21 protein-coding genes are annotated in these 23611 nt (G+C 46.2%); 14 read left to right on the top strand and 7 right to left on the bottom strand.

Going from position 1 to position 23611, the window contains the following annotated elements; all coding sequences use genetic code 11:
- Positions 1-28: 28 nt before the first annotated feature.
- The gene (locus ACN0W5_RS14615; protein ID WP_417454832.1) at positions 29-817 is read left to right on the top strand and encodes a succinate dehydrogenase iron-sulfur subunit; all 789 of its coding nucleotides are present in this window, start codon (positions 29-31) and stop codon (positions 815-817) included.
- A 212-nt stretch (positions 818-1029) separates the two neighbouring features.
- Positions 1030-3210 carry a PAS domain S-box protein gene (locus tag ACN0W5_RS14620; RefSeq protein ID WP_417454833.1) on the top strand — a complete coding sequence of 727 codons (2181 nt, stop codon included), beginning with the start codon at positions 1030-1032 and terminating at the stop codon, positions 3208-3210.
- 9 nt (positions 3211-3219) lie between these two features.
- Here the strand turns inward: ACN0W5_RS14620 and ACN0W5_RS14625 are convergent, their stop codons facing one another.
- The 5 genes from ACN0W5_RS14625 to ACN0W5_RS14645 form a co-directional block, all read right to left on the bottom strand.
- Entirely contained in the window at positions 3220-3687 is a 468-nt protein-coding gene (locus tag ACN0W5_RS14625) for a periplasmic heavy metal sensor (RefSeq protein WP_417454834.1), read from the bottom strand.
- Positions 3687-4169, bottom strand: coding sequence for a hypothetical protein (locus tag ACN0W5_RS14630; protein ID WP_417454835.1), 483 nt, complete (start codon positions 4167-4169; stop codon positions 3687-3689). Before ACN0W5_RS14630 ends, ACN0W5_RS14625 begins: the two co-directional genes overlap by 1 nt.
- Positions 4166-4756, bottom strand: a complete 591-nt coding sequence (locus tag ACN0W5_RS14635) for a sigma-70 family RNA polymerase sigma factor (RefSeq protein ID WP_417454836.1) — start codon at positions 4754-4756, stop codon at positions 4166-4168. Before ACN0W5_RS14635 ends, ACN0W5_RS14630 begins: the two co-directional genes overlap by 4 nt.
- Before the next feature lie 55 nt (positions 4757-4811).
- A complete protein-coding gene (locus ACN0W5_RS14640; RefSeq protein WP_417454837.1) occupies positions 4812-5225 on the bottom strand; it encodes an EF-hand domain-containing protein in 414 nt (137 codons plus the stop codon).
- 78 nt (positions 5226-5303) lie between these two features.
- Positions 5304-5510 carry a DUF6494 family protein gene (locus tag ACN0W5_RS14645; RefSeq protein WP_417454838.1) on the bottom strand — a complete coding sequence of 69 codons (207 nt, stop codon included), beginning with the start codon at positions 5508-5510 and terminating at the stop codon, positions 5304-5306.
- Between the two features lie 143 nt (positions 5511-5653).
- Here ACN0W5_RS14645 and ACN0W5_RS14650 point away from each other — a divergent pair, with 143 nt between their 5' ends.
- The 9 genes from ACN0W5_RS14650 (at position 5654) to ACN0W5_RS14690 (ending at position 16584) form a co-directional block, all read left to right on the top strand.
- Positions 5654-6031, top strand: a complete 378-nt coding sequence (locus ACN0W5_RS14650) for an SDR family oxidoreductase (protein WP_417454839.1) — start codon at positions 5654-5656, stop codon at positions 6029-6031.
- A 61-nt stretch (positions 6032-6092) separates the two neighbouring features.
- The gene (gene zapE / locus ACN0W5_RS14655) at positions 6093-7214 is read left to right on the top strand and encodes a cell division protein ZapE (RefSeq protein ID WP_417454840.1); all 1122 of its coding nucleotides are present in this window, start codon (positions 6093-6095) and stop codon (positions 7212-7214) included.
- 222 nt (positions 7215-7436) lie between these two features.
- On the top strand, positions 7437-7754 hold the full coding sequence (locus tag ACN0W5_RS14660; RefSeq protein WP_417454841.1) for a TraR/DksA family transcriptional regulator: 318 nt from the start codon (positions 7437-7439) through the stop codon (positions 7752-7754).
- Between the two features lie 210 nt (positions 7755-7964).
- Positions 7965-8924 (top strand): malate dehydrogenase, encoded by a 960-nt coding sequence (mdh, locus tag ACN0W5_RS14665; protein WP_417454842.1) that lies wholly within the window; start codon positions 7965-7967, stop codon positions 8922-8924.
- Positions 8925-9217: 293 nt separating this feature from the next.
- Positions 9218-10414 carry an ADP-forming succinate--CoA ligase subunit beta gene (gene sucC, locus ACN0W5_RS14670; RefSeq protein ID WP_417454843.1) on the top strand — a complete coding sequence of 399 codons (1197 nt, stop codon included), beginning with the start codon at positions 9218-9220 and terminating at the stop codon, positions 10412-10414.
- A 1-nt stretch (position 10415) separates the two neighbouring features.
- Positions 10416-11291, top strand: coding sequence for a succinate--CoA ligase subunit alpha (gene sucD / locus ACN0W5_RS14675; protein WP_299380402.1), 876 nt, complete (start codon positions 10416-10418; stop codon positions 11289-11291).
- A gap of 56 nt (positions 11292-11347) precedes the next feature.
- Entirely contained in the window at positions 11348-14284 is a 2937-nt protein-coding gene (locus ACN0W5_RS14680) for a 2-oxoglutarate dehydrogenase E1 component (protein ID WP_417454844.1), read from the top strand.
- Positions 14285-14394: 110 nt separating this feature from the next.
- Positions 14395-16077: a 2-oxoglutarate dehydrogenase complex dihydrolipoyllysine-residue succinyltransferase gene (gene odhB / locus ACN0W5_RS14685; protein ID WP_417454845.1), complete on the top strand. Its 1683-nt coding sequence runs from the start codon at positions 14395-14397 to the stop codon at positions 16075-16077.
- Positions 16078-16230: 153 nt separating this feature from the next.
- Entirely contained in the window at positions 16231-16584 is a 354-nt protein-coding gene (locus ACN0W5_RS14690; protein WP_417454846.1) for a hypothetical protein, read from the top strand.
- A 167-nt stretch (positions 16585-16751) separates the two neighbouring features.
- Here the strand turns inward: ACN0W5_RS14690 and ACN0W5_RS14695 are convergent, their stop codons facing one another.
- Complete coding sequence (locus tag ACN0W5_RS14695) at positions 16752-18122, bottom strand: alanine/glycine:cation symporter family protein (protein ID WP_417454847.1); 1371 nt, start codon at positions 18120-18122, stop codon at positions 16752-16754.
- A gap of 257 nt (positions 18123-18379) precedes the next feature.
- On the bottom strand, positions 18380-19009 hold the full coding sequence (locus ACN0W5_RS14700) for a helix-turn-helix domain-containing protein (RefSeq protein WP_417432160.1): 630 nt from the start codon (positions 19007-19009) through the stop codon (positions 18380-18382).
- Positions 19010-19422: 413 nt separating this feature from the next.
- On the opposite strand from ACN0W5_RS14700, the gene lpdA reads away from it, so the two are divergent.
- The 3 genes from lpdA to ACN0W5_RS14715 all read left to right on the top strand — a co-directional run bounded on the left by lpdA (position 19423) and on the right by ACN0W5_RS14715 (position 23603).
- A complete protein-coding gene (lpdA, locus tag ACN0W5_RS14705; protein WP_417454848.1) occupies positions 19423-20823 on the top strand; it encodes a dihydrolipoyl dehydrogenase in 1401 nt (466 codons plus the stop codon).
- Positions 20824-20983: 160 nt separating this feature from the next.
- Positions 20984-22231: an MFS transporter gene (locus ACN0W5_RS14710; RefSeq protein ID WP_417454849.1), complete on the top strand. Its 1248-nt coding sequence runs from the start codon at positions 20984-20986 to the stop codon at positions 22229-22231.
- A 139-nt stretch (positions 22232-22370) separates the two neighbouring features.
- Positions 22371-23603 carry an MFS transporter gene (locus tag ACN0W5_RS14715; RefSeq protein ID WP_417454850.1) on the top strand — a complete coding sequence of 411 codons (1233 nt, stop codon included), beginning with the start codon at positions 22371-22373 and terminating at the stop codon, positions 23601-23603.
- The last annotated feature ends 8 nt before the right edge of the window (positions 23604-23611 follow it).

A 23611-nucleotide genomic window follows, 5' to 3' on the forward strand; every position in this document is an offset into this window, starting at 1 on the left:
AAGGGAAAGCGTCTAGGAGAAAATAACAATGGTAGAATTTGCACTTCCAGCTAATTCAAAAATAAATAAGAGCGGGAAAAAGCATCCTGCTCCGGCTGGAGCAACAAAGACCAAGACCTTCCGTGTGTATCGCTGGGACCCTGATAGTGGGGAAACGCCACGGGAAGATGTTTACGAAGTGGACATGGACGATTGTGGCCCTATGGTCTTGGATGCCTTGATCAAGATTAAAAACGAGATTGATCCAACTCTGACATTCCGTCGGTCTTGTCGTGAAGGTGTCTGTGGGTCTTGCGCCATGAACATTGATGGGTCAAACACACTGGCTTGTACCAAGTTCTGCAGCGATGTGGACGAGGATGATGAAGTCAAAATCTATCCCTTGCCACATATGCCTGTGGTTAAGGATTTGGTTCCAGATCTAAATCAGGTCTATGCACAATACGCCTCTATTGAGCCGTGGTTGAAAACCACGACTGCTGCACCAGAGAGAGAGCGCCTTCAGACACCTGAAGATCGTAAGAAGCTTGATGGTCTGTGGGAATGCATCCTTTGTTTTAGCTGTTCAACATCCTGCCCGAGTTATTGGTGGAATGGCGATCGTTATCTTGGGCCGGCTGTTCTGCTTCAGGCTTATCGCTTTATTGCGGATTCTCGTGATGAAGAAACCGGATCGCGCTTGGATAATCTGGAAGATCCGTTCAGGCTTTTCCGATGCCATACAATTATGAACTGCACTAAAACCTGTCCAAAGGGGTTAAACCCGGCGAAGGCGATTGCAGAGATTAAGAAGTTGATGGTTGAGCGAAAAGTTTAATTATTCCTAGTGATTTTGATGAATTGGAAAAGGCTGGCGTTTTGCCAGCCTTTTTTGTCGTAAAAATTGTTGCATTTACTTCCTATTAGTTTTCATTATTGATACTAACTTAAATATGAAAATAAATGCTTAAATTCTGGAATCGTCCCCGCTAAATTGGGGTGATAGAGAAGTAAGAATTTTGTAGTGTAGGGTGGGGAGCCTGGTCTTTAATGCTGGATTTGACGGCGGAAATATTTCGTACAGCCGTTCTAATCACTCTTGTTGGTGTTGTTATTTGGCGTCGCCCGGCCCAAGATCTTGCTTTTCGTGGATGGAACTTTATCACGGCTGGCTTTATTCTTTTGGCTGTTGCAAGTCTGTTGGATGTGTCTGATAACTTTCCACAGCTTAATAAATTCCTGATTATCGGCGATACAGCGTATCAGGCAATATTGGAAAAGATGGTTGGCTATCTTGGGGGCGCAATCTTTCTTTTTATTGGTATTATCAGGGCAGTCCCTAGCTTTCAAAAACTCAATCAACAGATTAAACGTCTCGAAGAAGCTGAAAGTGCGGTAGAGCAGCATAATCACTTTTTACAAACATTATTGGATGCTGTTCCTGCTCAGATTTACTTCAAAGATCAAGACGGAAAATATCTGGGATGCAATAAGCTGTTCCTCAAAAATATTGGGTTAGAGCTGGATGAGATTATTGGTAAAACATCCCATGAATTGTTCCCAAAGGAATTGGCCGATACTTTTATAGCGGCGGACCAGCAGGCAATTTATGCAGGGATGACTGACGAAGGGACGGCCGTTTTTACACGTCCAGATGGTTCAGATATGCACATTTTGATGCATAAAGCGCGATATAATAATACTGATGGAACATTTGCGGGGTTGATTGGAGTCAGCGTTGATATTTCTGAGCGTATTAGGGCGGAAGAAAATCTGAGGGTGAGTGAAGAACGTCTCCGCAGATTATCTGAACTTTCAAATGAGGGAATTATTATTCATGCTGATGACGTAATGTCAGATTGTAATGATGCAGCTATGCGTATGTTTGGCTATGAATATGAAGAGATGATATCTTTACAGGTCGAGGACTTGATTGCTCCGGAATCTCTGGATGAGGTTCGTAATTCAATTAAAATGAAGAAGACGGGAGCGTATGAAGCCATCTGTATTCGCAAAGATCAATCTCGTTTTGAGGTAAGTATCGCAGCAAAAAACAGTGTCCTCGATGGTGAGAATAACAGAATTACGTTTATCCGGGATATCTCTGCTCAAAAAGAGGTAGAGGGACGTTTACGAAAACTTTCAAAAGCTATAGAGCAAAATCCCGCTGTTATTCAAATCACCGATCCGAATGGTGTTATTGAGTATGTAAACCCAAAATTTACAGATGTAACGGGATATGTCCCGGATGAAATTATCGGTAAAACCCCGAGTGTTTTAAAGTCCGGTTACACGACTGATGATCAATACAAAGAGCTTTGGGAGACAATTTCCAACGGTCATGTCTGGACTGGAGTTTTTAAAAATAAACATAAAAATGGTGATTATTTTTGGGAACGAGCGTCGATATCAAGTGTTGTAAATGATCAGGGGGAAATTACTAATTATGTCGCAACCAAAGAAGATATAACCAAGCAACGCCAAGCTGAAGTGCAGTTGATGCAGGCCAAGGAGAGTGCGGAGGTCGCGAACCGAGCTAAATCAGAATTTTTGGCTAATATGAGCCATGAATTACGTACGCCGTTGAATGCGATCATTGGTTTTTCCGAGTTGATGGAGCGTGAAGTTTTTGGGCCTCTGGGGTCTGAAAGGTACCAAGACTATTTATCGGATATCCGAAATAGTGGTGATCATCTATTGAACCTGATCAATGATATTCTTGATCTGTCTAAAATTGAAGCTGGAGAGTTTTCTCTTAACGAAGAGGAGATTAATCTTCAAAACTTGATTAATTCATCAGTTACAATCATTCGTCCAAGATTGGATAGTGGTGAGCTGAATCTTGAAATTGCGTCGACAGCGTCTCTTCCTAATGTTTTTGCTGATGAACGGGGAATGAAACAGATTTTGATTAATTTGTTGTCCAATGCTGTTAAGTTTACACCAGCGGGTGGAAAGATCACAATTGAGGGTGGCTTGGACGAGGATAATATCTTTATTGAAGTTACGGATACCGGGATTGGCATTCCCCAAGAGCGTCTTCAGGATGTGATGAGCCCTTTTATTCAAGTCGATGGAGCTATGACGAGGCAAGTCCAGGGAACTGGTTTGGGACTTTCAATCTCTCAAAAGCTTTGTCTGCTTCACAACGGCAGCCTTCGTCTTTCAAGTGAAGAAGGTAAAGGGACAACAGCATCCATTATCTTGCCAGCAAATCGGATTGTTCAGTAGTTTTTTATCTTATCGCTGTTGATGCTTGCCTCTGCTAGGGCCTGTCCCCCACAAGGAGAGGAAGGTGCTACGGTCTTCTGGTGGTAGGGTCATTGCTATATCGAGTAACTTTTCCAAAGTTTGACTGTGAATGTCGGATTGTTCTGCCATAAAGATTTTAAATGCAGCCTCAAACTCTGGACGTTCGGTCTTCCCTTTTAAATTGCCTTTTAATTTTTTATGCGATGCGCGCAGTTCCTTAAAAGAGGATTTAATATCTGATTTGTGTTCTCGCCATACTTCTTTGAAAATATCACGTTGTTCTGACGAGAGGTTGCGCCACTGTTTCTTTTGTTCTTGTGATTTACTATGAATACCAACAGGACCATAAGTGCGTGCGTGCCACATATGCGATCCGATAAGGCCACCCATGAAAATATTCAAGGCCAAGGAAATAGAGAAAATTATAGTAAGAACCTTTTTTGAAGGAACGGGCATTAGTCAATTTCTCCTTCAGGAAAATTATTAGTGAAGTTCTCACCCAGAGAGAATTCTAGATAAGCGGTTTCTATTTCTACTGCCTCTTGTTGATAGAGGAAGGCCGGAGACGTTGTTCCAAGCATAATGCCGAATATGCCAGCTGTCGTCAGTGCTGAAATAGGTCGCCATATACTTTCAAAGGGCCACAGTTTATGAAGTATGCTTTGTTCTTGGTTCGGCTGTTGTTTCTTTTGCGGCGCTTGAGCTAAAATGGAGTTGATGAGGTGCACTGAATCTGGCTCTGCTGGACTTTGGTCAAGTAACCGATCGAGTTCAAGAGCCTGATCCCTCAACGCCTTGGCTTCAGGGTGATGGTCGATAAGGTTTGAGGCCCAATCGCGTTTTTCTTCAGGCCAGTGGTGAGCGTAAGCACCATAGCAGTCAAAAAGATAAGTGAGCTCAGTTCTGTCTTTGCTTGAGAGAGATGAGTTAGGCGTCATGATGCTGCTCCCAGTAAGTCTTTACGACTTTCAGAAAGGATCTCTTTGAGACTCCGCCGTGCTCTTGCGAGGAGAGATTCAAGTGCGTCAACAGAGATATCCATAACGTGAGCGGCATCTTTATTGGACATGTCCCTATGATGAACAAGGGTGATCGCCGTTCTTTGCCGCTCGGGTAAGTGAGATATGGCTGTTTCAACCTGCCGTGTTATGTCTTGTTGATGAAGCATCTGATCCTGAGTTTTTTGGGTGCTTGTTGTGTTTTCGCTTATTTGTACCCGATCATTTTCGGATAATGTCTGCCGATTTTTTCGACGGATAGCATCAATAGAAAGATTGTGGACCACTCTGTAAAGCCATGTTGATACCTTGGCTTTGGCTTGCCAGTCATGGCTTTGTTTCCACAGTCTGACAAAAGCTTCTTGGGCGATGTCTTCTGCTTCAGATTTACTTTCAGTCATCCGCATGGCTAATCCCACAAGTTGATTGAGGTGTCGTTGCACAAGAAGACGGCATGCATTTGCGTCCCCCTGTGCAACTCGGGCCATTAAATTGGCATCCTCTATTGGGGTTTGAGGCATTGTCATTGATGACCCGGTTTCTCTACCACTCAATTGCACTTTGGTTGATCAAATTAAAAGATTATCCTTTGTGCTTTTTTTTATGGGGTATTTCTTCTTTATCAATGACCCCGTCGTTATTACGATCAAGGTGTTCTATCATCTTGTCTATTCTAGCATTAAATTCTTCGGTAGAGATCCCGCCAGAATTATCAGCATCCATTTTGCTAAATTTGTTTTTTGTTCTTTCGGCGATGTGCCTAGCAACAGCTTCTTGCATTTCTGGCAAGCTGATAGAGCCGTCATTATTTAGGTCGGTCTGACTGAATTTTGTCGCCTGTACATTCGCAATTTCTTGCTGTGTGATTTGCCCATCACCGTTTGTGTCAGCTTTTTCGAAGTGGTTCTTCCACTTTCCGCCGCCGGCAGCAAAGGCGGCACTTGCAGTAAGAAATGCAATTGAACTTGCAACAATAAAAGTCTTTTTACTGATCATGGTTTTTCTCCTGTAATGATCGTTTCATGTTCTTTCAACGCAGGAAGAAAATAAAAACCGTCGCTTTTTTTAAAAAAATTACTCCAGCTCTATTTTGCCGTCGATTTTATGATCGAGTCCGAGTTCAGGTGCGTGTAATTGAACTGATATCGCGAATGAAGGTTTTTCGCTTAATTGGTTGTTTTTAACATTCTGTCGAATTGCAGCTTCGATTTCACGTTGTGATGTTATCCCAACTTTTTTGAGGAACTTGCGGATACTCATATTCAGGGCATCTTCGTTCATTGTTTTCTCCTGTGGTTTGATGGGGTGAAGCTAATGTTACTTATTTTAAAGTGTCTTATTTGCTCGTCCGAGAGTTGAAATGACAATCATTTCGGGCTTTTATGATCTCGCATAGATATATCAAGTGCAAGACTGGAGATGTTATGAGCAAGGTAATGATTGTCACAGGCGGGAGTAGAGGCATTGGTGCTGCCATATCAAAAATGGCGATTGCTAAGGGCTATGTCGTGGTTATCAATTATCATGCTCGTGCTGATGCTGCTGTTGATACAATGACCGTTGGATTGGCAAAGGAAGTTGGTGGGGAAGGTATTAGAGTAAACGCAGTATCCCCAGGCATTATTGATACTGAAATTCATGCGTTTGGGGGGGAGCCTGGGCGAGTGGATAGAATTGCCCCTGCTATTCCGGTGAAACGTGCGGGAACAGCAGATGAAATTGCGAATGCTGTTATTTGGCTTTGCTCTGATCAAGCATCTTACTGTAATGGAACAATCCTTGATTGCTCTGGTGGACGTTAAAGGCGTGCGTTAGAGAATGTCTTTTGGTTAATTTATATACAGGCTTGGGAATTTCTTTTCTATGAGTGAGGGACCGCTTTTTCTTTATCGTGATATGCGAAACGCTGGTGAGCTTCGCCCAGATCAAACGCAGGAACTTGCGGCTGAAAAATTACAAAGCCTTTATCATGCTTTGAAAAATTACCAACCTTCGACAGGAATGGGGGGGTGGAAAGAACGCCTTGGTCTGGGGCGTCGAAAAATAACCCCACCGCAAGGGCTATACCTGTTTGGGGGTGTTGGTACTGGGAAATCCACAATTATGGATATGTTCTTTTCTATCGCCCCGACGGAGCCAAAGCGACGTGTTCATTTCCATGCCTTTATGTTGGAGGTGCAGGAGCGTCTTCACAAATGGCGAGAAAAACATAAGGGAACGCGGGCTGATCCCTTGCCGGATGTTGCTGCGGAGCTGGCTGAAGAGGCTTTACTCCTGTGTTTTGATGAATTCCATGTGGTTAATATCGCTGATGCCATGATTTTGGCCCGCCTGTTTGAAGCATTATTCGAAAAGGGTGTCGTTGTTGTCGCGACTTCGAACTGGCCACCGGATCGTCTGTATGAGAATGGACTACAACGCGAGAGTTTTTTGCCTTTTATCGATCTTTTGAAAGAACGATTGGATGTGCTGCAGCTTGATTCTGGAATTGATTATCGCCTGGAGCGGATGAAAAATCTTCCTGTTTACTATGCGCCGCTCGGCAATGAAGCCAGCCAGGCACTGGAGGACGCTTTCTTTCAACTGACAGAGGGCGCGCGAGCCGAAGAGGAAACCCTTCATATCAAAGGGCGAAAAGTTAGAATGACAAAGACAGCTAGAAAGGTTGCTTTTGCAACTTTTGACGAGCTTTGCTCAACCGCGCTCGGTCCCGGAGATTATTTAACAATTGCTAAGAAATATCACACATTAATTTTATCGGATATTCCTATAATGGGCTCAGAGAATAGAGATAAGGCACGTCGGTTCATGTCTTTAATTGATGCCCTATATGAACATCGGTGTAATTTGGTTGCTGCGGCTGCGGCTGAACCTGAAGAATTATATCCCAGTGGTGATGGCGCTTTTGAATTTGAGCGCACAGTCAGTCGGCTTCAGGAAATGAGATCTCAGGAATATATTATCCAGCCACATATAGATAAGTAATACAGGTATGCCACAGGTATGACCCTTTTAATTTTATGTAAAGCTTCCCTTAAATCAAAAAAAGCCGTAAAATGACCACTCATGAGAGTAATCTCTCATGAGTGGAGTACTTGCTATCTCTTAAATAATGCTGACCTGAGTCAATGACTCGTTTAAAGCAAGTGCCATAATCCCAATAGTACTATCCAAATCAATAGAGCTATCAGAAGGGAAACTGTGCAAATGCCTGATCTGAACAAAATTAAAACCAACCTGAAAGCCCGAATGGAAGAACTTGGCGTTCGGGTCGATCAAATTGAACATGATCTTCGGGAACCTCATAGTCAGGATTGGGGAGAAAACGCAACAGAAAGTGAGGGAGATCAAGTGCTTGAAGGGCTTGAAGAGGCCGGGCTGGTGGAAATAAATCAGATTCGAGCTGCGCTGACGCGGATAAAGAATGATACTTATGGTATTTGCTCTGGTTGTGGGGAAACAATCCCGGAAGCCCGGCTGATTGCCCTTCCCTATGCAACATCCTGTGTGAAATGCGCAAAATAGTTACGAACAGATAAGGGTAAGTACTTTGCCTGTTGAGCCGAGATCACTAAAGTTTGAACAAGAGGAGACTGTGTGCAATGCAACAAAGTTCCTTGCTCAAAATGGGGATACGCGCTAGGACTCCCTGTGTATTTTGCAGGTTCTTTTATCTGCGACGCATTTGATCGAGGGCCCGATCGGGCCGAAGAAATCCTGATAAGGACAGAAATCATGGCACGTAAAAAGATCGCGCTTGTTGGTGCTGGTAATATTGGCGGCACACTTGCTTTGTTGGCTGGAATGAAAGATTTGGGCGATGTCGTTCTTTTCGACATTGCCGAAGGTATTCCTCAGGGTAAGGCGCTGGATCTTGCTCAACTTTCTCCTGTAGAAGGTTTTGATGCTGATCTTAAAGGGGCAAACGACTACGCAGACATCGCTGATTCCGATGTTGTGATTGTAACTGCCGGTGTAGCCCGCAAGCCAGGCATGAGCCGCGATGACCTCCTGGGCATTAACATCAAGGTTATGCAGTCAGTTGGTGAAGGTATTAAACAGCATTGCCCAAATGCTTTTGTTATCTGTATTACCAATCCTCTGGATGCAATGGTCTGGGTTCTTCAACAGGCTTCAGGCCTTCCGGCTAATAAAGTTGTTGGTATGGCCGGGGTTTTGGACTCTGCTCGTTTCCGTCACTTCCTTGCTGATGAGATGAATGTATCTGTTGAAGACGTAACAGCATTTGTTCTTGGTGGTCATGGTGACACGATGGTGCCAATGGTTCGCCATTCAACGGTTGCCGGTATTTCTTTGCCAGAACTCATTAAAATGGGTTGGATGAGCCAAGAGAAACTGGATTCTATTGTTGAGCGCACAAAAAATGGTGGGGCCGAGATCGTCGGGTTGTTGAAAACTGGTTCTGCTTTTTATGCACCGGCTGCTTCTGCAATTCTGATGGCGGAAAGCTATCTGAAAGACAAACGTCGCGTGCTGCCATGCGCTGCATATCTTGAAGGTCAGTATGGCGTTAATGGTATGTACGTTGGTGTCCCCGCAATTTTGGGTGCAAACGGTGTCGAAAAAGTTGTTGAAATCGACCTGGATGCTACGGAATCTGCGCTTCTTGCCAGCTCTGTAGAGGCTGTTAAGGGGCTTGTCGAAGCTTGTAAGGATATTCAGGCTAAAGGCTAAGAAGGTACTGTGCATTGCACAATTAAATCTTCTTGTGATTGAGAATAGTGAAAGGCGTTGTTGACGATAAGTCGCAACGCCTTTTGTTTTTCCGACTATCCGCGGCATTTTATGCCAATTTTCCGACAAAAATTGTTGCGGTGCGGTTGCGCTCTGGGTCCGGGGTGTTAATCTATCGCTAAGTATCTATCGGTATGCTCTTAACAAATTAAGTGTATATTGTCGGTACGAGGGTTTTCGGACTCGTTAACCATATTTAAAAAATAAAACCAATTGAGGCTTTGTGGCGTCCCATGAACATTCATGAATATCAAGCTAAAGAGCTGCTGAGAAAATACGGTGTAGCTGTTCCCCGTGGATCAGTTGCTTTTACACCGGAAGAGGCAGAAAATGCAGCCCGTGAACTGGGCGGCCCAATCTGGGTTGTAAAATCCCAAATCCACGCAGGTGGACGTGGAGCAGGCCGTTTCACCGACGACCCTGATGGCGACGGTGGAGTTCGTCTCTGCAAGACGCTTGATGATGTGAAAGAAAACGCGCGCAAGATGCTGGGTCATACCCTCGTGACAAAGCAGACTGGCGCTGTCGGTAAAGAAGTGAAACGCCTTTACATCGAAGAAGGTTGTGACATTAAACGTGAACTCTATCTTGGAATGCTAATTGATCGCGCGACCAGCCGCGTGACCATAATGGCATCTACCGAAGGTGGAATGGAAATTGAGGAAGTGGCCGAAGCCACGCCTGAAAAAATCTTGAAAGTTGCTATCGATCCTGTCGAAGGTTTTATGCCTTATCACGGTCGTAACCTAGCTTTCGGCTTGGGGCTTGAGGGCAAGCAGGTCGGTGCAGCTGTGAAATTCATGGCGACGATGTACAAAGCCTTTATGGATCTTGATGCCAGTATCGTTGAGATCAATCCACTGGTTGTGACTGGTGCAGGCGACATTATTGCACTCGACGCTAAAATGAACTTCGACGATAACGCGCTTTTCCGTCACAAAGACGTTGCAGGTATGCGCGATGAAGACGAAGAAGATGCAAAAGAACTTGAAGCGGCTCGCCATGAATTAAACTACATTTCACTGGATGGTGAAATTGGATGCATGGTGAACGGCGCTGGTCTTGCGATGGCGACGATGGATATCATCAAGCTATACGGCAGTGAGCCTGCTAACTTCCTAGACGTTGGTGGAGGTGCGACGAAAGAGCGTGTGACCGTTGCTTTCAAGATCATTCTTTCTGATCCAAATGTTAAGGGCATTCTGGTTAACATCTTTGGTGGCATCATGCGGTGTGATGTGATCGCCGAGGGTGTTGTTGCTGCAGCTCGCGAAGTATCCCTCAGCGTTCCATTGGTGGTTCGCCTCGAAGGTACAAACGTCGATCTTGGTAAGAAAATTATGGCGGAATCCGGTCTCCCGATTATTTCTGGTGATGATTTGGCTGATGCTGCTAAAAAAGTGGTCAAAGCCGTGAAGGAGGCCGCGTAAAATGTCGGTACTTGTTAATAAAAATACTCGCGTCATTTGTCAGGGCTTCACAGGCGCGCAGGGAACTTTCCACTCTGAGCAAGCAGTTGCTTATGGTACAAAGATGGTTGGTGGTGTGACGCCGGGCAAAGGTGGCACAAGCCATCTGGATCTACCAGTTTTCAACACCGTTGCTGAAGCCGTTCATAAAACAGAAGCAAATGCATCTGTTATCTATGTGCCACCACCCTTTGCTGGTGACGCTATTCTCGAAGCCGTGGATGCGGGCGTTGAATTAATCGTTTGTATTACCGAAGGCATTCCCGTTCTTGATATGGTGCGTGTAAAGCGTGCTTTGGAAGGGTCTGGATCTCGCCTGATCGGACCTAACTGCCCAGGGATTATTACGCCGGATGAATGTAAAATTGGTATCATGCCAGGGCACATTCACCAGCGCGGTAAAATCGGAATTGTTTCGCGTTCCGGTACATTGACCTATGAAGCTGTTGCACAAACAACGGCTGCGAACCTTGGTCAATCTACATGTATCGGTATCGGTGGTGATCCGGTGAACGGTACGAACTTTATCGATTGCTTGGAACTCTTCCTGGAAGACGATGAAACCCAAGGCATTATCATGATCGGTGAGATTGGTGGTAGCGCCGAAGAAGAAGCAGCAGAGTTTTTTGCTGCGTCCAAAGTGAAAAAACCAATTGCAGGTTTTATCGCGGGTGTTACAGCGCCTCCAGGGCGTCGTATGGGTCATGCCGGTGCGATTATTGCTGGTGGTAAAGGTGGTGCGGATGACAAGATTGAAGCCATGAAGTCAGCTGGTTTCCTTGTCGCAGATTCTCCTGCTAGTCTTGGCAGCACAATGCTGAAAGCTATGCAAGGATAACAACCTAATTTGGAGGGAGCCGAACTGGTACCCTCCAGTTCGGCTACAGGTTATAGATGGCGAACACTACTGTTGGGCATGAAGCCCGCTATTTTGGCCCGAAAGCTGGCGAACTGGCCGATCTCTACGCTCAGTTCATAAGCCACCCTGATTCTGTAGATGCGGGGTGGCAATCTTTCTTCTCTAATCTGGAAGAAGATGCCAAAGATTTACTCGCAGGGATTCATGGTGTTAGCACTGTCCCTGCGGCTCCGGCACAAGCAAGTGGCGTGCCGTTGAGCGATGAAGAAAACCGTCGTGCAATCCTTGATTCAATTCGTGCCTTGATGTTGATACGGGCTTACCGTGTCCGTGGTCATCTCGAAGCGAATCTTGATCCTCTTGGCTTGAAGCCGGTTAATCCACACCCTGAATTGGACCCAAGAGCTTATGGCTTTGGTGATGAAGATATGGACCATCCGATCTTTATCAATGGTGTTCTTGGGCTGGAAACGGCGACATTACGTCAAATTGTCGAGCGGGTTCGCAAGACCTATTGCGGCAAAATTGGTGTCGAGTTTATGCACATTCAGGAACCAGAACAAAAAGCCTGGATCCAAGAGCGCATCGAGGGCATCAATAACAGAACAGATTTCACGGCTAAAGGTAAACAGGCAATATTGGAACGTCTGTCTGCGGCCGAAATATTTGAACAGTTCCTTGGTAAAAAATACACAGGTACAAAACGCTTTGGTCTTGATGGCGCCGAGACAATGGTGCCTGCGCTTGAACAAATTCTCAAAAGGGGATCAGCCCTCGGTTTGGAAGAAGTTGTTTTAGGGGTTGCGCACCGCGGACGTCTGAACATTCTTGCTAATCTGATGGGAAAACCTTTCCGGGCGATTTTTAGCGAATTTAAAGGTGGCGCAGCCAATCCTGAAGATGTTGGCGGTTCCGGAGATGTGAAATACCACCTTGGTACTTCTTCGGACCGCGAGTTTGATGGCAATTCTGTCCACCTTTCTCTAACAGCTAATCCGTCCCATCTTGAGGCGGTTGACCCTGTTGTTGTGGGTAAAGTGCGGGCCAAACAGGATCAGAAAAACGATACGGATCGCAGCAAAATCATGGGTATTTTGCTTCATGGTGATGCGGCGTTTGCCGGGCAGGGACTTGTTCCCGAAACCTTGGATCTGTCTGAACTGGATGGCTATACAACGGGTGGAACGATCCACTTTATTGTGAATAACCAGATCGGTTTTACCACTGATCCGGTTCACTCTCGTTCTGGTCCTTACTGTACTGATGTTGCCAAGATTATTCAGGCTCCGATTATTCACGTTAACGGCGATGACCCAGAAGCTGTGGTGCATGTGGCACGTATTGCCATTGAATACCGTCAGACATTTAAGTCTGACGTTGTGATCGACATGTTTTGTTATCGTCGCTTTGGGCATAACGAAGGTGATGAACCGACGTTTACTCAGCCACAGATGTACAAAAAGATCGCGCAACAGCGTTCTGTTCGTGAGCTCTATGCCGAGCAGCTATCGTCTGAAGGTACTGTTACCCAAAGTGAAATTGACGCGATCAACAAAACCTGGTGGGACAAGCTGGAAGAAGAATTCCAGATTGCCGAAGGGTATAAGCCAAACAAAGCTGATTGGCTGGAAGGTAAGTGGTCACATATCGGCGCTGTGCGGGGGTATGATGCCCGTCGTGGGGATACAGGTGTAGAGCTGGATCTTCTTAAAGAAGTTGGAAATACTCTTTGTAAGGTTCCTGACGGATTTGACATTCACCGCAAGCTAACGCGTCAACTCAAAGCCAAACAGGCAATGATCGACAGTGGCGAAGGCATTGATTGGGCCACGGCGGAAGCCCTTGCTTACGGGACTTTGCTTGTTGAAGGTCACCCGGTTCGCCTTTCAGGACAGGATTGTAATCGCGGAACATTCTCGCAGCGTCACGCTGCGTGGATCGATCAAAAAGATGAAACAGAATACAAGCCCTTGAATGGCATTCGATCCAGCCAGGCAAAGGCTGAAATCATTAATAGTCCGCTTAGTGAGTTGGCTGTTCTTGGTTTTGAATACGGTTATTCATTGGCCGAACCAGATGCGCTGGTTCTGTGGGAAGCACAGTTTGGCGACTTTGTGAACGGGGCGCAGATCATTATTGATCAGTTCATCGTTTCTGGTGAATCCAAATGGCTGAGAATGTCTGGTTTGGTTATGCTTTTGCCGCATGGGTATGAAGGTCAGGGTCCTGAGCATTCATCGGGTCGTGTTGAGCGTTTCCTTCAGTCTTGTGCGGAAGACAACATTCAGGTTGTTAACTGTACGACACCTGCGAACTATTTCCATGTTCTGAGACGTCAAATGCATCGTGGTTTCCGTAAGCCGTTGATTATTATGACGCCAAAATCTCTTCTGCGGCACAAGCAATGTGTTTCCAATTTGGAAGATATGTTGCCGGATACATCGTTCCACCGTGTTTTGCCGTGTAGCGTAAAAGTGAACCCGCCGAGTAAGATCAAGCAGGTTATTCTTTGTACGGGTAAGGTTTATTATGACCTTCTCGATGAACGTGAAAAGCGTGGCATTAACAATGTTCACCTTATCCGGCTTGAGCAGCTTTATCCATTCCCGGCCGAAGCACTGTCACAAGCTCTTAAAGGCTACGAGCATTGTGATCTGGTCTGGTGTCAGGAAGAGCATCGTAATATGGGGGCCTGGACTTTTGTGTCAACTTTCATCGAGGAAGTTGCAGAAGAGATGGGCTTTGAAAGTTACCGTCCTCGTTATGCTGGTCGTAAGACTGCGGCATCACCTGCGACTGGATCTGCCAAAAAACATGCGCTTCAGTTAGAGGCTCTGTTGGATGATGCTTTTACACTTGGCAAAAAAGCGATGAGTCGTATTCAAACACGCAAAGCTGAAGAGCTTGAAGCGAGAGATGCGGCGGCGACAAAAGTTGAAAAATTACGTCCGGTTGCGAAAGCCGGTGAATAAATAAGAAGGGTGGCCTGTCCCGGGTCACCCTTTTTCTTAACGGATGAGCTGATAGAAATGTGAGCGCGTTCAAATTACACATAGCATAATAAACATAATAGAGACAAAAAATGGCCACCGAAATAGTCGTTCCGGCACTAGGGGAATCTGTAACAGAAGCAACAGTTGCGAAATGGTTGAAACAGCCAGGTGAAGCAGTTGCGATGGATGAAGCTATTGTCGAGCTTGAGACAGACAAGGTCACGTTAGAAGTAAATGCGTCAGTTGCTGGTGTTCTCGAAGGTATTGTTGCCAATGAAGGTGATGATGTTGAAGTGGGTGCCGTACTTGGATCAATCGCCGAAGGTGCAGCATCTTCGGCTCCTGTTGCATCAAAACCAGCTGAGTCCAAAGAGCAGGCACCTGCAGAAGCTTCAGAAGCGGCAGAGCCCGAGGCGGTTGAAGCAACAGGTGAGCCTGTTGAAATTCCCGTTCCTGTTCTAGGTGAATCCGTGACAGAGGCCACAGTTGCGCAATGGATGAAGTCTGTTGGGGATAGCGTTGCTCAGGACGAAGCTATCTGCGAACTCGAGACGGACAAAGTCACCTTGGAAGTTAATGCCCCGGTTGCGGGTGTGTTGACGTCCATTGCTGCAGAGGCTGATTCTGATGTTGGCGTCGGCGCAATTCTAGGCGTTATTACACCTGGATCTGGCGGTGCAAAAGCTGCTTCTAAACCTGCTGCCGCATCTAGTGCACCAGCTTCGTCACAAGAAGCGCCAAAGGCTGCAACGCCAGCAACGGGCAATGATTTGGATCCTTCTCAAATTAACGGTTCGGGTGCTGGCGGCAAAGTGACGACAGCTGACTTGGTTACTTTCCTCGAGGGTAATACATCTCCAGCTGCGATGACTTTGCCTCCTGCTGTGGCTAAGCTGATTGCAGAAAATAACCTTAATCCACATCAGGTTAAGGGTAGCGGCAAAGACGGTGCTTTGACAAAAGGTGATGTTCTTGAGCATCTGAAGAATCCTCCGGCTGCACCTGTACCTGCGCCAACTGTTTCTGCTTCTCCTGCTTCTGGGACCGCGAGCACGTCTGCCGCGCCGGTCGAAGAGCGTGAAACACGTGAAAAAATGTCAAAGATGAGAAAGACTATTTCTCGTCGTTTGAAAGAAGCGCAGAATACCGCTGCGATGCTGACAACATTCAATGAAATTGATATGTCGGCGGTGATGGATACGCGTAAACAATATAAAGAAGCTTTCGAGAAAAAGCATGGTGTTCGTCTCGGCTTTAATAGCTTCTTTGCCAAAGCGGTCGTTCAGGCATTGCAGGATGTTCCATCTGTGAATGCACGTATTGATGGCGATGATATTGTTTATAACAGCTTCTTTGATATCGGTATGGCTGTTTCAACACCATCCGGGTTGATGGTGCCGGTTATTCGGGATTGCGATAAGAAGAGCTTTTCTGAAATAGAGGGCAGTCTGGGCGACCTTGCGAAGAAGGGGCGTGATGGCAAGCTTGGTATGGATGATATGGCGGGCGGAAGCTTCACCATTACAAATGGTGGTGTTTTTGGATCGTTGCTTTCAACACCAATCTTGAATATGCCGCAAGCTGCAATTCTTGGTTTGCACAAAATTGAAGAGCGCCCGATTGCTGTAAACGGCCAGGTTGTTGTTCGTCCGATGATGTATACGGCGCTTAGTTATGACCATCGCCTGATTGATGGGCGTGAAGCTGTAACGTTCCTTGTTCGTATCAAAGAATGTATGGAAGATCCTCAGCGCCTTCTTTTGAGTATGTAAGCTCATTCCAAGATTAAAAAAGGGAGGCTTCGGCTTCCCTTTTTTGTTTGGAAGGCTCGTTAATAATGGTTACTTGGTACTGTCATGTTTTGTCGATATAATGATGGGCGCATGTGGCGTCTCTTTTGAGATGCATGATAAAGAGGGTGCGGTATGGAAGACGATACACTAAACCTGAACAATCTTATTGATGGCAGCGGGTATGCAGATTTTGAGCTGGACCTTACTGGTTTGGATCTGAGGCATGCGCTGGAATCCGTACGTCAGATGATTGAACGTCAACGTCGTCGCCGTGATGTTAGGTCTGTTTTGATTCGCCTTGATCCGCCGGTGCCGGGGCAAGGTGAGACACTTTTTCGTCCCGTCGGAAAACATCTGGTCGAGCTTCTCAAAAAAGAAATGATTTCCCGTGTGAAGCCTTACGCTGACAAGGAGTGTTCTGGCTTTGTCATTCATTTACCTGCGGGTAAAGAAGACGATATCAGTGAAGACGAAGCTGAAAGCTAAGCCTCTCAAGTTTCAAATATTCCCTTAAGTAACCGCATTAAAAAGCCTCTGATACTTTAGTACCAGAGGCTTCGCTATAAACTCACCCATGAGCTACTGTCATTTTATCTGGTTGGTTAACTCTTAGTCGAGAAGTTAAGGTTAACCGCACCTGATATGGATAGAAACTATCCTTCTTTCTTCTCTGCTTCTTTGTCCTGGAAGTATTCTTTGGTTAGTTTGAAAACCACAGGGCTTAGAAGAAGAAGTGCAACTAGGTTTGGTAGCGCCATCATTGCATTAAGCGTATCAGATAGCAGCCATACAAAGTCAATCTTCAGGGAAGCGCCAACAAAAACAGCTACACACCAGACAATTCTGAAAGGCCAGATTGCTTTTGTTCCAAAGAGGAAACCAATGCATTTCTCACCATAGAAGCTCCAACCCAAAATGGTGGTGAAGGCAAAGATTGAAAGAACGATAGCAATCATGTAGTTGCCAACACCCGGCAGGGCTGTCTCAAAAGCAAGTGATGTAAGGCTCGCACCGTTTTCACCACTTGTCCATGTGCCACTGGTAATGATAGCAAGTCCAGTAATCGAGCAAACGATGATGGTATCAATAAAGGTACCTAACATTGCAATACTACCCTGTCTGACAGGATCATTTGTAGTTGCTGCGGCGTGCGCAATTGGAGCACTTCCCAAACCAGCTTCGTTTGAAAAGACGCCACGTGCTACACCAAAACGAATTGCCATCCATACTGTTGCGCCTGCAAAGCCACCTGCACCAGCAATTGGAGTAAAGGCGTGTTGGAAGATAAGGCCGAAGGCTGCTGGAATTTCAGCTGCATTGATCACGAGTACAATCAGACCACAGGCAATGTAGATGATCGCCATGGCTGGAACCAGTTTCCCGGCAACAGAACCAATACGCTTGATGCCACCCAGGATAACAGCTGCGGTGAGAACAAATAGAATTCCGCCTGTTACGTAAGAAGGAAGGCCAAAGGATGTGTTGATTGCCGCGGCAATGGAGTTAGACTGAACCATGTTACCAATGCCAAAACCAGCAATAGACCCGAAGATAGCAAAAGTTGGTGCCAACCAGTACCAACCTTTGCCAAGACCGTTTTTGATGTAGTACATCGGCCCGCCAACGTGGTCGCCATTGTCATCTTTTTCACGATATTTGACGGCGAGAACAGCCTCGGCATATTTTGTCGCCATGCCGACCAATGCAGTACACCACATCCAGAAAAGCGCGCCAGGACCGCCGATAACAATCGCGGTGGCAACGCCGGCAATGTTTCCTGTACCGATCGTGGCTGATAGCGATGTCATCAGTGCGTTAAAGGGGCTGATTTCACCACTGTCTTCAGTTTTTTCTCTTCCCTTCCACAGCAAAGAAAAGCCATAGCTGATTTTGCGAAGAGGTAAGAAGGTCAACCCGATCTGAAGAAAGAGACCTGTTAAGAGAATGAGGGCAAGCATGGGGGCGCCCCATACAATGCCATTGATGTAATTTAGTATATTTGTAAGCGCTTCTAAAGCTTCCATATTTATCCCCTGGTTCGCCTATTCCAAATGTAGGCAAAACTGTTTGGTACGCTGCGTTTGCTGGACGATCACGCACTCAATACGTTGATAAGAGTTACTCTGCTGGGAGCTATTCAATAAATCGTATGGTCGATTTTTAATTGCGAAAGTATTATCCTATCGGAAATATTTTCGCAATATAGGATTTGTTGACTGAAATAAAAAAAGCGTGATCTATTGAGGGTCAGGGGCAAAAGGTTAGCAATATCAGTTTTTTACTAGATATGTGGGGTAGAGACCCAGATGATGACGGCGTCTTGTGGGCTGGTAGATACGCAGGAATGTCCCATACCACTGTCATAATACAGGCTATCGCCTTCTTTAAGTGAAACTGGTTCGTAGAATTCTGAATAAAAAGTTAGTTCGCCTTCGAGAACATAGAGAAATTCTTCACCATTGTGGCGGACAAGTTCGCCAAAATCATCCATGGATCGGGCGCGAATAGTACTTTTGAAGGGAATCATGCGTTTGTTGATGATTTCGGTGCAAAGAAGTTCGTGCTGGTAAGTTGCAGTGGGGTGCTCTTTTCCTTCCCCTTTTCTCGTGACCGTTCTACGTCCGACATTTGCCTGAAGGTCGCCCTTGGTAAAGAGTTGAGGGATATCAATCTCTAAGCCGGTTACCAGTTTTTGTACGACTTCGAAGGTGGGTGACATTTGGTCATTTTCAATTTTTGACAAGGTCGAGCGCGCCAAGCCGGTCCGCTTGGAGGCTTCTTCTAACGTCCAGTTTTTGTTTTTGCGTACATCCCGAAGGCGCGTGCCAAGTTTCAAAGGTTCCAAAGTGCGTTCTGCACCTGAAATGGTTGCCTTCGGTTCGACGATTCTTGGCGTCTCTTTGCTCTGCATAGCCTGTCCCAACTTATTGAGTTCTCTCTATCATATCGCTATTTTACCTTTTAGTGGAGAATTTTCTTATTGTTTCCGATAAGAAATATTTGATCTCTATCGGAATGTTGTTATTCTCGTCCGTGATAAAACGCTGTTTAGTAGCGGAGTCCTGCTTATTGTTTTATTTTGCTCAGGAAACTTGAACATGGCCTGAATTGTGTCCCTTGCTTAAGGGGGGCTCTTCTGAATGCTGTTTTCTGAGAAATTATTGCATCTAGGCTATATCGTTCGGGCTTCCTATGCTATCCAGATAGACGAAATCAAATAGCTTATAGCCGACTTGATGCGATAGTCTTGCTGTCATCTTACAGGACTGCATCTTTTCTGGCGGTATGGGGAAGACCCTGAATACGGAAAGGATCCTTAGAAAAATGAGTGAAGCTCTTTACGACCTGGTCATTATTGGCGGTGGCCCAGGTGGGTATGTTGCCGCAATTCGTGCTGCTCAACTCGGCCTGAAAACGGCCTGTATTGAAGGGCGGGGCGCATTGGGCGGAACCTGTCTGAATGTCGGGTGTATGCCATCAAAGGCGCTTTTGAATTCTTCTGAGAAGTTTGTGGATGCGCAAAAACATTTTGCCGAGCATGGCATTAAAGGATCCTTCGAACTTGATCTGGAAACCATGTTGGGTCGTAAAGACAAGGTCGTTGAAGATCTGACCAAAGGCGTTGAATTTCTACTTAAGAAAAACAAGGTTGATTACATCAAGGGCTGGGGATCTATTCCAAAGGTTGGTGAGGTTCTTGTCAAAGGTGATGACGGCGAACAGACGCTAAAAACCAAAGATATTTTGATCGCGACGGGCTCTGAATCAACACCGTTGCCGGGTATTGAGACGGATGAAGAGCAGATTGTAACTTCTACAGGTGCGCTCTCGCTGAAAAAAGTACCAGAACACATGGTTGTCATTGGTGCAGGTGTTATCGGTCTGGAACTTGGGTCTGTTTGGTCACGCCTTGGGGCGCAAGTCACTGTTGTTGAGTTCCTCGATAAAATCCTTCCCGGTATTGATGAAGAAACCGGCAAACTTGCCAAACGTGTTTTGGGTAAACAGGGCCTGAAATTCAAATTGGGTATGAAGGTTACAGCAGCAGAAAAAGTGGATGGCAAAGTTAAGCTGACGATGGAATCTGTCAAAAAAGGGAAAGTTGAAGAGCTGGAAGTTGATACGGTTCTGGTTTCTATCGGACGTCGCGCCTACACTTCTGGCCTTGGTCTTGAAGAATTGGGTGTTGTCATGGAACGTGGAGTGATTCAGGTTGATGGCAATTTCAAAACATCTGTGGACGGCATCTACGCGATTGGTGATTGTGTTCCTGGACCAATGTTGGCGCACAAAGCCGAAGAAGACGGGGTTGCCTGTGCGGAAACTCTTGCCGGACAAAAAGGCCATGTGAATTACGATCTGGTGCCTGGTGTTGTTTATACCCATCCTGAAATTGCAACAGTTGGAAAAAGCGAAGAAGCTCTGAAAGAAGCTGGCATTGCTTACAATGTGGGTAAGTTTCCTTTCAGTGCCAACAGCCGCGCCCGTGCCATGGGTGAATCAGATGGGCAGGTGAAAATTCTGTCTGATGCAACAAGCGATAAGGTTCTTGGTGTTCATATTATTGGCCCCGCAGCAGGCGAATTGTTGTCCGAAGCCGTTGCTGTGATGGAATTTGGTGGCTCAGCGGAAGATATCGCCAGAACCTGTCACTCTCATCCGGGGTTGAGTGAAGCGGTTAAGGAAGCTGCAATGGCTGTCGATAAGCGTGCCATTCATATGTAAGCTGATAGACCTTTCGTTTCTATGATAGAGGGCAGCTTTGGGCTGCCCTTTTTGATTCCTGAGCGTTTTATGCCTTTCATCTTCAGCAAGTGGAATTAAGTCTGGACAATGCAGGGGCTTCACGGCTTATCATCGGACGAAATAGAGAGGAGCAGAATAGATGCTTGATGGAAGCACAGCTAAAAAAGCGACAATATTGATTGCGGTGATGTGCCTTTCTCAAGTGTTGGGGATGCTGGATAACGCCACATTTTCTGCCCTGATCACGCTTTTCCAAAAAAAATGGTACCTCAATAATACTGAAATCGGCTGGATCAGCGGTATTTACTATGGCGGTTATGCGGCGGCAGTGCCGCTGCTTGTTGCTTTTACTGACCGTGAGGATGCCCGCAGGATATATTTGTATTCTATGGCTTTAGGCGGCTTTGCTGCACTGGGCTTTGCATTTTTTGCAGAAGGTTTTTGGACAGCGATGTTTTTCCGGCTTTTCGCTGGGATCAGCCTTGCGGGGACCTATATGGTCGGCCTTAAACTGCTAACAGACCTTATTCATGGGAAAAAAGAACAGAGCAGGGCAGTGGCTTATTATACCGCCCACTTTGCGATTGGAACTGGCGTTTCTGTCTTTGTCGCGGGGGAAGTTTGGCAGCTGTTGGGGTGGCAGTGGTCGTTTATTGTTGCGGGTATAGGTAGTTTTTTTGCTTGGTTAGTGGTTCTATTTTTTGTCTCGAAAGGGTTAAAACCAGAACACCATATTCCCTTACGTGATGTGGTTAACTTCAGACCTGTTATCGCTAACCGACCTGCACTTGGGTATATCCTCGCCTATGCGGCCCATTTGTGGGAGCTGTTTGCTCTTCGGGCCTGGTTGGTGGCTTTTCTAGTCTTTTCGCTTTCATTACAGCCTATGGAAAGTTTTGACTGGAGCCCCACACAAATTGCGTCGTGGGTCTTTCTTCTTGGGCTTCCTGCGAGTGTCATTGGGAATGAGTTCTCGGTCCGTTATGGCCGCCGTAAGTTGTTGACCATCGTTATGGGGGCGTCAGCTTTCATCGGCTTTGGTATCGGATTTTCCGCTAGCTTACCTTTTGTTATTGTTATTATTGTCTTTACTATTTATGGCATATCTACAACGGCAGATTCGTCTTCCCTGACATCTGGTGTGGTTGCGAACTCTGACCTTAAAAGAAAGGGCGCGACAATGGCTTTGCAGTCACTTGCGGGCTTCGCGGCAGGATCTTTGTCGCCAATAGTTTTTGGGGCAGTTTTGGATCTGTTTGGGGGGAGTGGAAATACCATGGCATGGGCAGCGGCTTTTTCGACAATGGGTATAGGGGTTCTTATGGGACCCTTGATCATTCACAAATTTGGTCGTGATAAGCCTTTGTCGTCGGGAAATATTGCATAGGCTGCGCTGTGCTGGTGCCGTTCGCACAGGCCAGTGATTAGAGGTCAGAGATCATAGGCCGATGTGATGATTTTTGCTGTATAGAGTTAGTACCTAATCATATCGTTGATTTAGCAACGTAACAGGAACATTTCGATTTATGATTCGCCAACTTTTACCAATTAGTGCGCTTTTATTAGGGGCTGCCTTTCTCTTCTTTGCTGGTGGCATCAATGCGCTGATCTTACCAGTGCGCGGCAATATGGAAGGCTTTTCAGCGTTCTCTTTGGGTTTACTTGGAACGGGATGGGCCGTTGGGTACGTGAGTGCTTGTCTTGTTGTGCCAAGGTTCGTTTCCAAGGTTGGCCATATTCGTGCGTTTAGCGTTATGGCTGCCTTTGCTGCCTTTGCTATTCTAAGTTCCTTGTTGGTTGTGTCTCCTTTTGCCTGGATACCAATGCGTGCTGTTTCGGGCTTTTGTTTCGCCGGGGCTGCGATGATTGTCGAAAGCTGGCTGGGTGAGCGTGCTGATGCCAGTTCGCGAGGGCGAATTTTCGGGGTCTATACGATGGTAACACTTGCTGCGACAACAACAGGTCAGATGGTTTTGCCCCTTGGTGATAGTGCGGGCTTTTTGTTCTTTGTTTTGGGGGCGATGTTCTATTGTCTGGCTTTGGTCCCTACGGCGGTTTCATCCAGCGCATCGCCCAACCCTTTGGCTAAAGTTAGTCTGGATATAAAAGGGTTATGGAAAAATTCTCCTGTTGCTGTTTTTGCCGTTTTCATGGTGGGCATTTCCAATGCTTCTTTCGGAACATTAGCCGCTGTTTATGCTGACCGTATCGGCCTCGTCCTTACGAGTGTTGCGCTTTTTACCAGTATTCCAATTCTGACAGGGGCTTTGGTGCAGGTACCTGTCGGTCATTTTTCGGATAAAATGGATCGACGAAAAGTTTTGTTGGTGATTGCACTCACAGCCATAGCTGTAGATTTGTCCTTTATCCTGATTGCACCAGAAACACAGCTTTTCAATATGATCCTCATTGGGTTCTTCGGCGCATCGATTTTCAGCATGTATCCGGTGATTGTTGCGCATGCGAACGATCATGCTTCGGAAGGCAGTTTTATCCAGGTGAGTGGTGGACTGCTTCTTGTTTTTGGTTTGGGCTCTATCGTTGGTCCCTTGCTATCAGGTTTTGGAATGGCGAACATTGGAACGTCGGGTTTGTTTATGACATCGCTGGGCGCGCATGTACTTATTGTGCTCTATACGATTTGGCGTATCACGCGCCGTGCACCTGTCGCTACAGACGATAAGGTTGCCTATGTCGCAACTCCGCCAGCGAGAACCTCAACACCAGAGACTGCAGCGATGCAGGTCGAGGACGATTAGAGTGCATG

It is taken from the genome of Kiloniella sp., from assembly GCF_048270245.1.
Lineage (GTDB): Bacteria > Pseudomonadota > Alphaproteobacteria > Kiloniellales > Kiloniellaceae > Kiloniella.

Excerpts from the sequence above, each read along its gene's own strand:
- ACN0W5_RS14715 (WP_417454850.1), top strand. The coding sequence starts at position 22,371 with ATGATTCGCCAACTTTTACCAATTAGTGCGCTTTTATTAGGGGCTGCC.
- ACN0W5_RS14710 (WP_417454849.1), top strand. The coding sequence starts at position 20,984 with ATGCTTGATGGAAGCACAGCTAAAAAAGCGACAATATTGATTGCGGTG.
- odhB (WP_417454845.1), top strand. The coding sequence starts at position 14,395 with ATGGCCACCGAAATAGTCGTTCCGGCACTAGGGGAATCTGTAACAGAA.
- ACN0W5_RS14630 (WP_417454835.1), bottom strand. The coding sequence starts at position 4,169 with ATGACGCCTAACTCATCTCTCTCAAGCAAAGACAGAACTGAGCTCACT.
- mdh (WP_417454842.1), top strand. The coding sequence starts at position 7,965 with ATGGCACGTAAAAAGATCGCGCTTGTTGGTGCTGGTAATATTGGCGGC.
- ACN0W5_RS14615 (WP_417454832.1), top strand. The coding sequence starts at position 29 with ATGGTAGAATTTGCACTTCCAGCTAATTCAAAAATAAATAAGAGCGGG.
- ACN0W5_RS14650 (WP_417454839.1), top strand. The coding sequence starts at position 5,654 with ATGAGCAAGGTAATGATTGTCACAGGCGGGAGTAGAGGCATTGGTGCT.
- ACN0W5_RS14680 (WP_417454844.1), top strand. The coding sequence starts at position 11,348 with ATGGCGAACACTACTGTTGGGCATGAAGCCCGCTATTTTGGCCCGAAA.
- sucD (WP_299380402.1), top strand. The coding sequence starts at position 10,416 with ATGTCGGTACTTGTTAATAAAAATACTCGCGTCATTTGTCAGGGCTTC.
- ACN0W5_RS14690 (WP_417454846.1), top strand. The coding sequence starts at position 16,231 with ATGGAAGACGATACACTAAACCTGAACAATCTTATTGATGGCAGCGGG.
- zapE (WP_417454840.1), top strand. The coding sequence starts at position 6,093 with ATGAGTGAGGGACCGCTTTTTCTTTATCGTGATATGCGAAACGCTGGT.
- ACN0W5_RS14700 (WP_417432160.1), bottom strand. The coding sequence starts at position 19,009 with ATGCAGAGCAAAGAGACGCCAAGAATCGTCGAACCGAAGGCAACCATT.
- ACN0W5_RS14620 (WP_417454833.1), top strand. The coding sequence starts at position 1,030 with ATGCTGGATTTGACGGCGGAAATATTTCGTACAGCCGTTCTAATCACT.
- ACN0W5_RS14625 (WP_417454834.1), bottom strand. The coding sequence starts at position 3,687 with ATGCCCGTTCCTTCAAAAAAGGTTCTTACTATAATTTTCTCTATTTCC.
- ACN0W5_RS14640 (WP_417454837.1), bottom strand. The coding sequence starts at position 5,225 with ATGATCAGTAAAAAGACTTTTATTGTTGCAAGTTCAATTGCATTTCTT.
- sucC (WP_417454843.1), top strand. The coding sequence starts at position 9,218 with ATGAACATTCATGAATATCAAGCTAAAGAGCTGCTGAGAAAATACGGT.
- ACN0W5_RS14635 (WP_417454836.1), bottom strand. The coding sequence starts at position 4,756 with ATGACAATGCCTCAAACCCCAATAGAGGATGCCAATTTAATGGCCCGA.
- ACN0W5_RS14645 (WP_417454838.1), bottom strand. The coding sequence starts at position 5,510 with ATGAACGAAGATGCCCTGAATATGAGTATCCGCAAGTTCCTCAAAAAA.
- lpdA (WP_417454848.1), top strand. The coding sequence starts at position 19,423 with ATGAGTGAAGCTCTTTACGACCTGGTCATTATTGGCGGTGGCCCAGGT.
- ACN0W5_RS14695 (WP_417454847.1), bottom strand. The coding sequence starts at position 18,122 with ATGGAAGCTTTAGAAGCGCTTACAAATATACTAAATTACATCAATGGC.
- ACN0W5_RS14660 (WP_417454841.1), top strand. The coding sequence starts at position 7,437 with ATGCCTGATCTGAACAAAATTAAAACCAACCTGAAAGCCCGAATGGAA.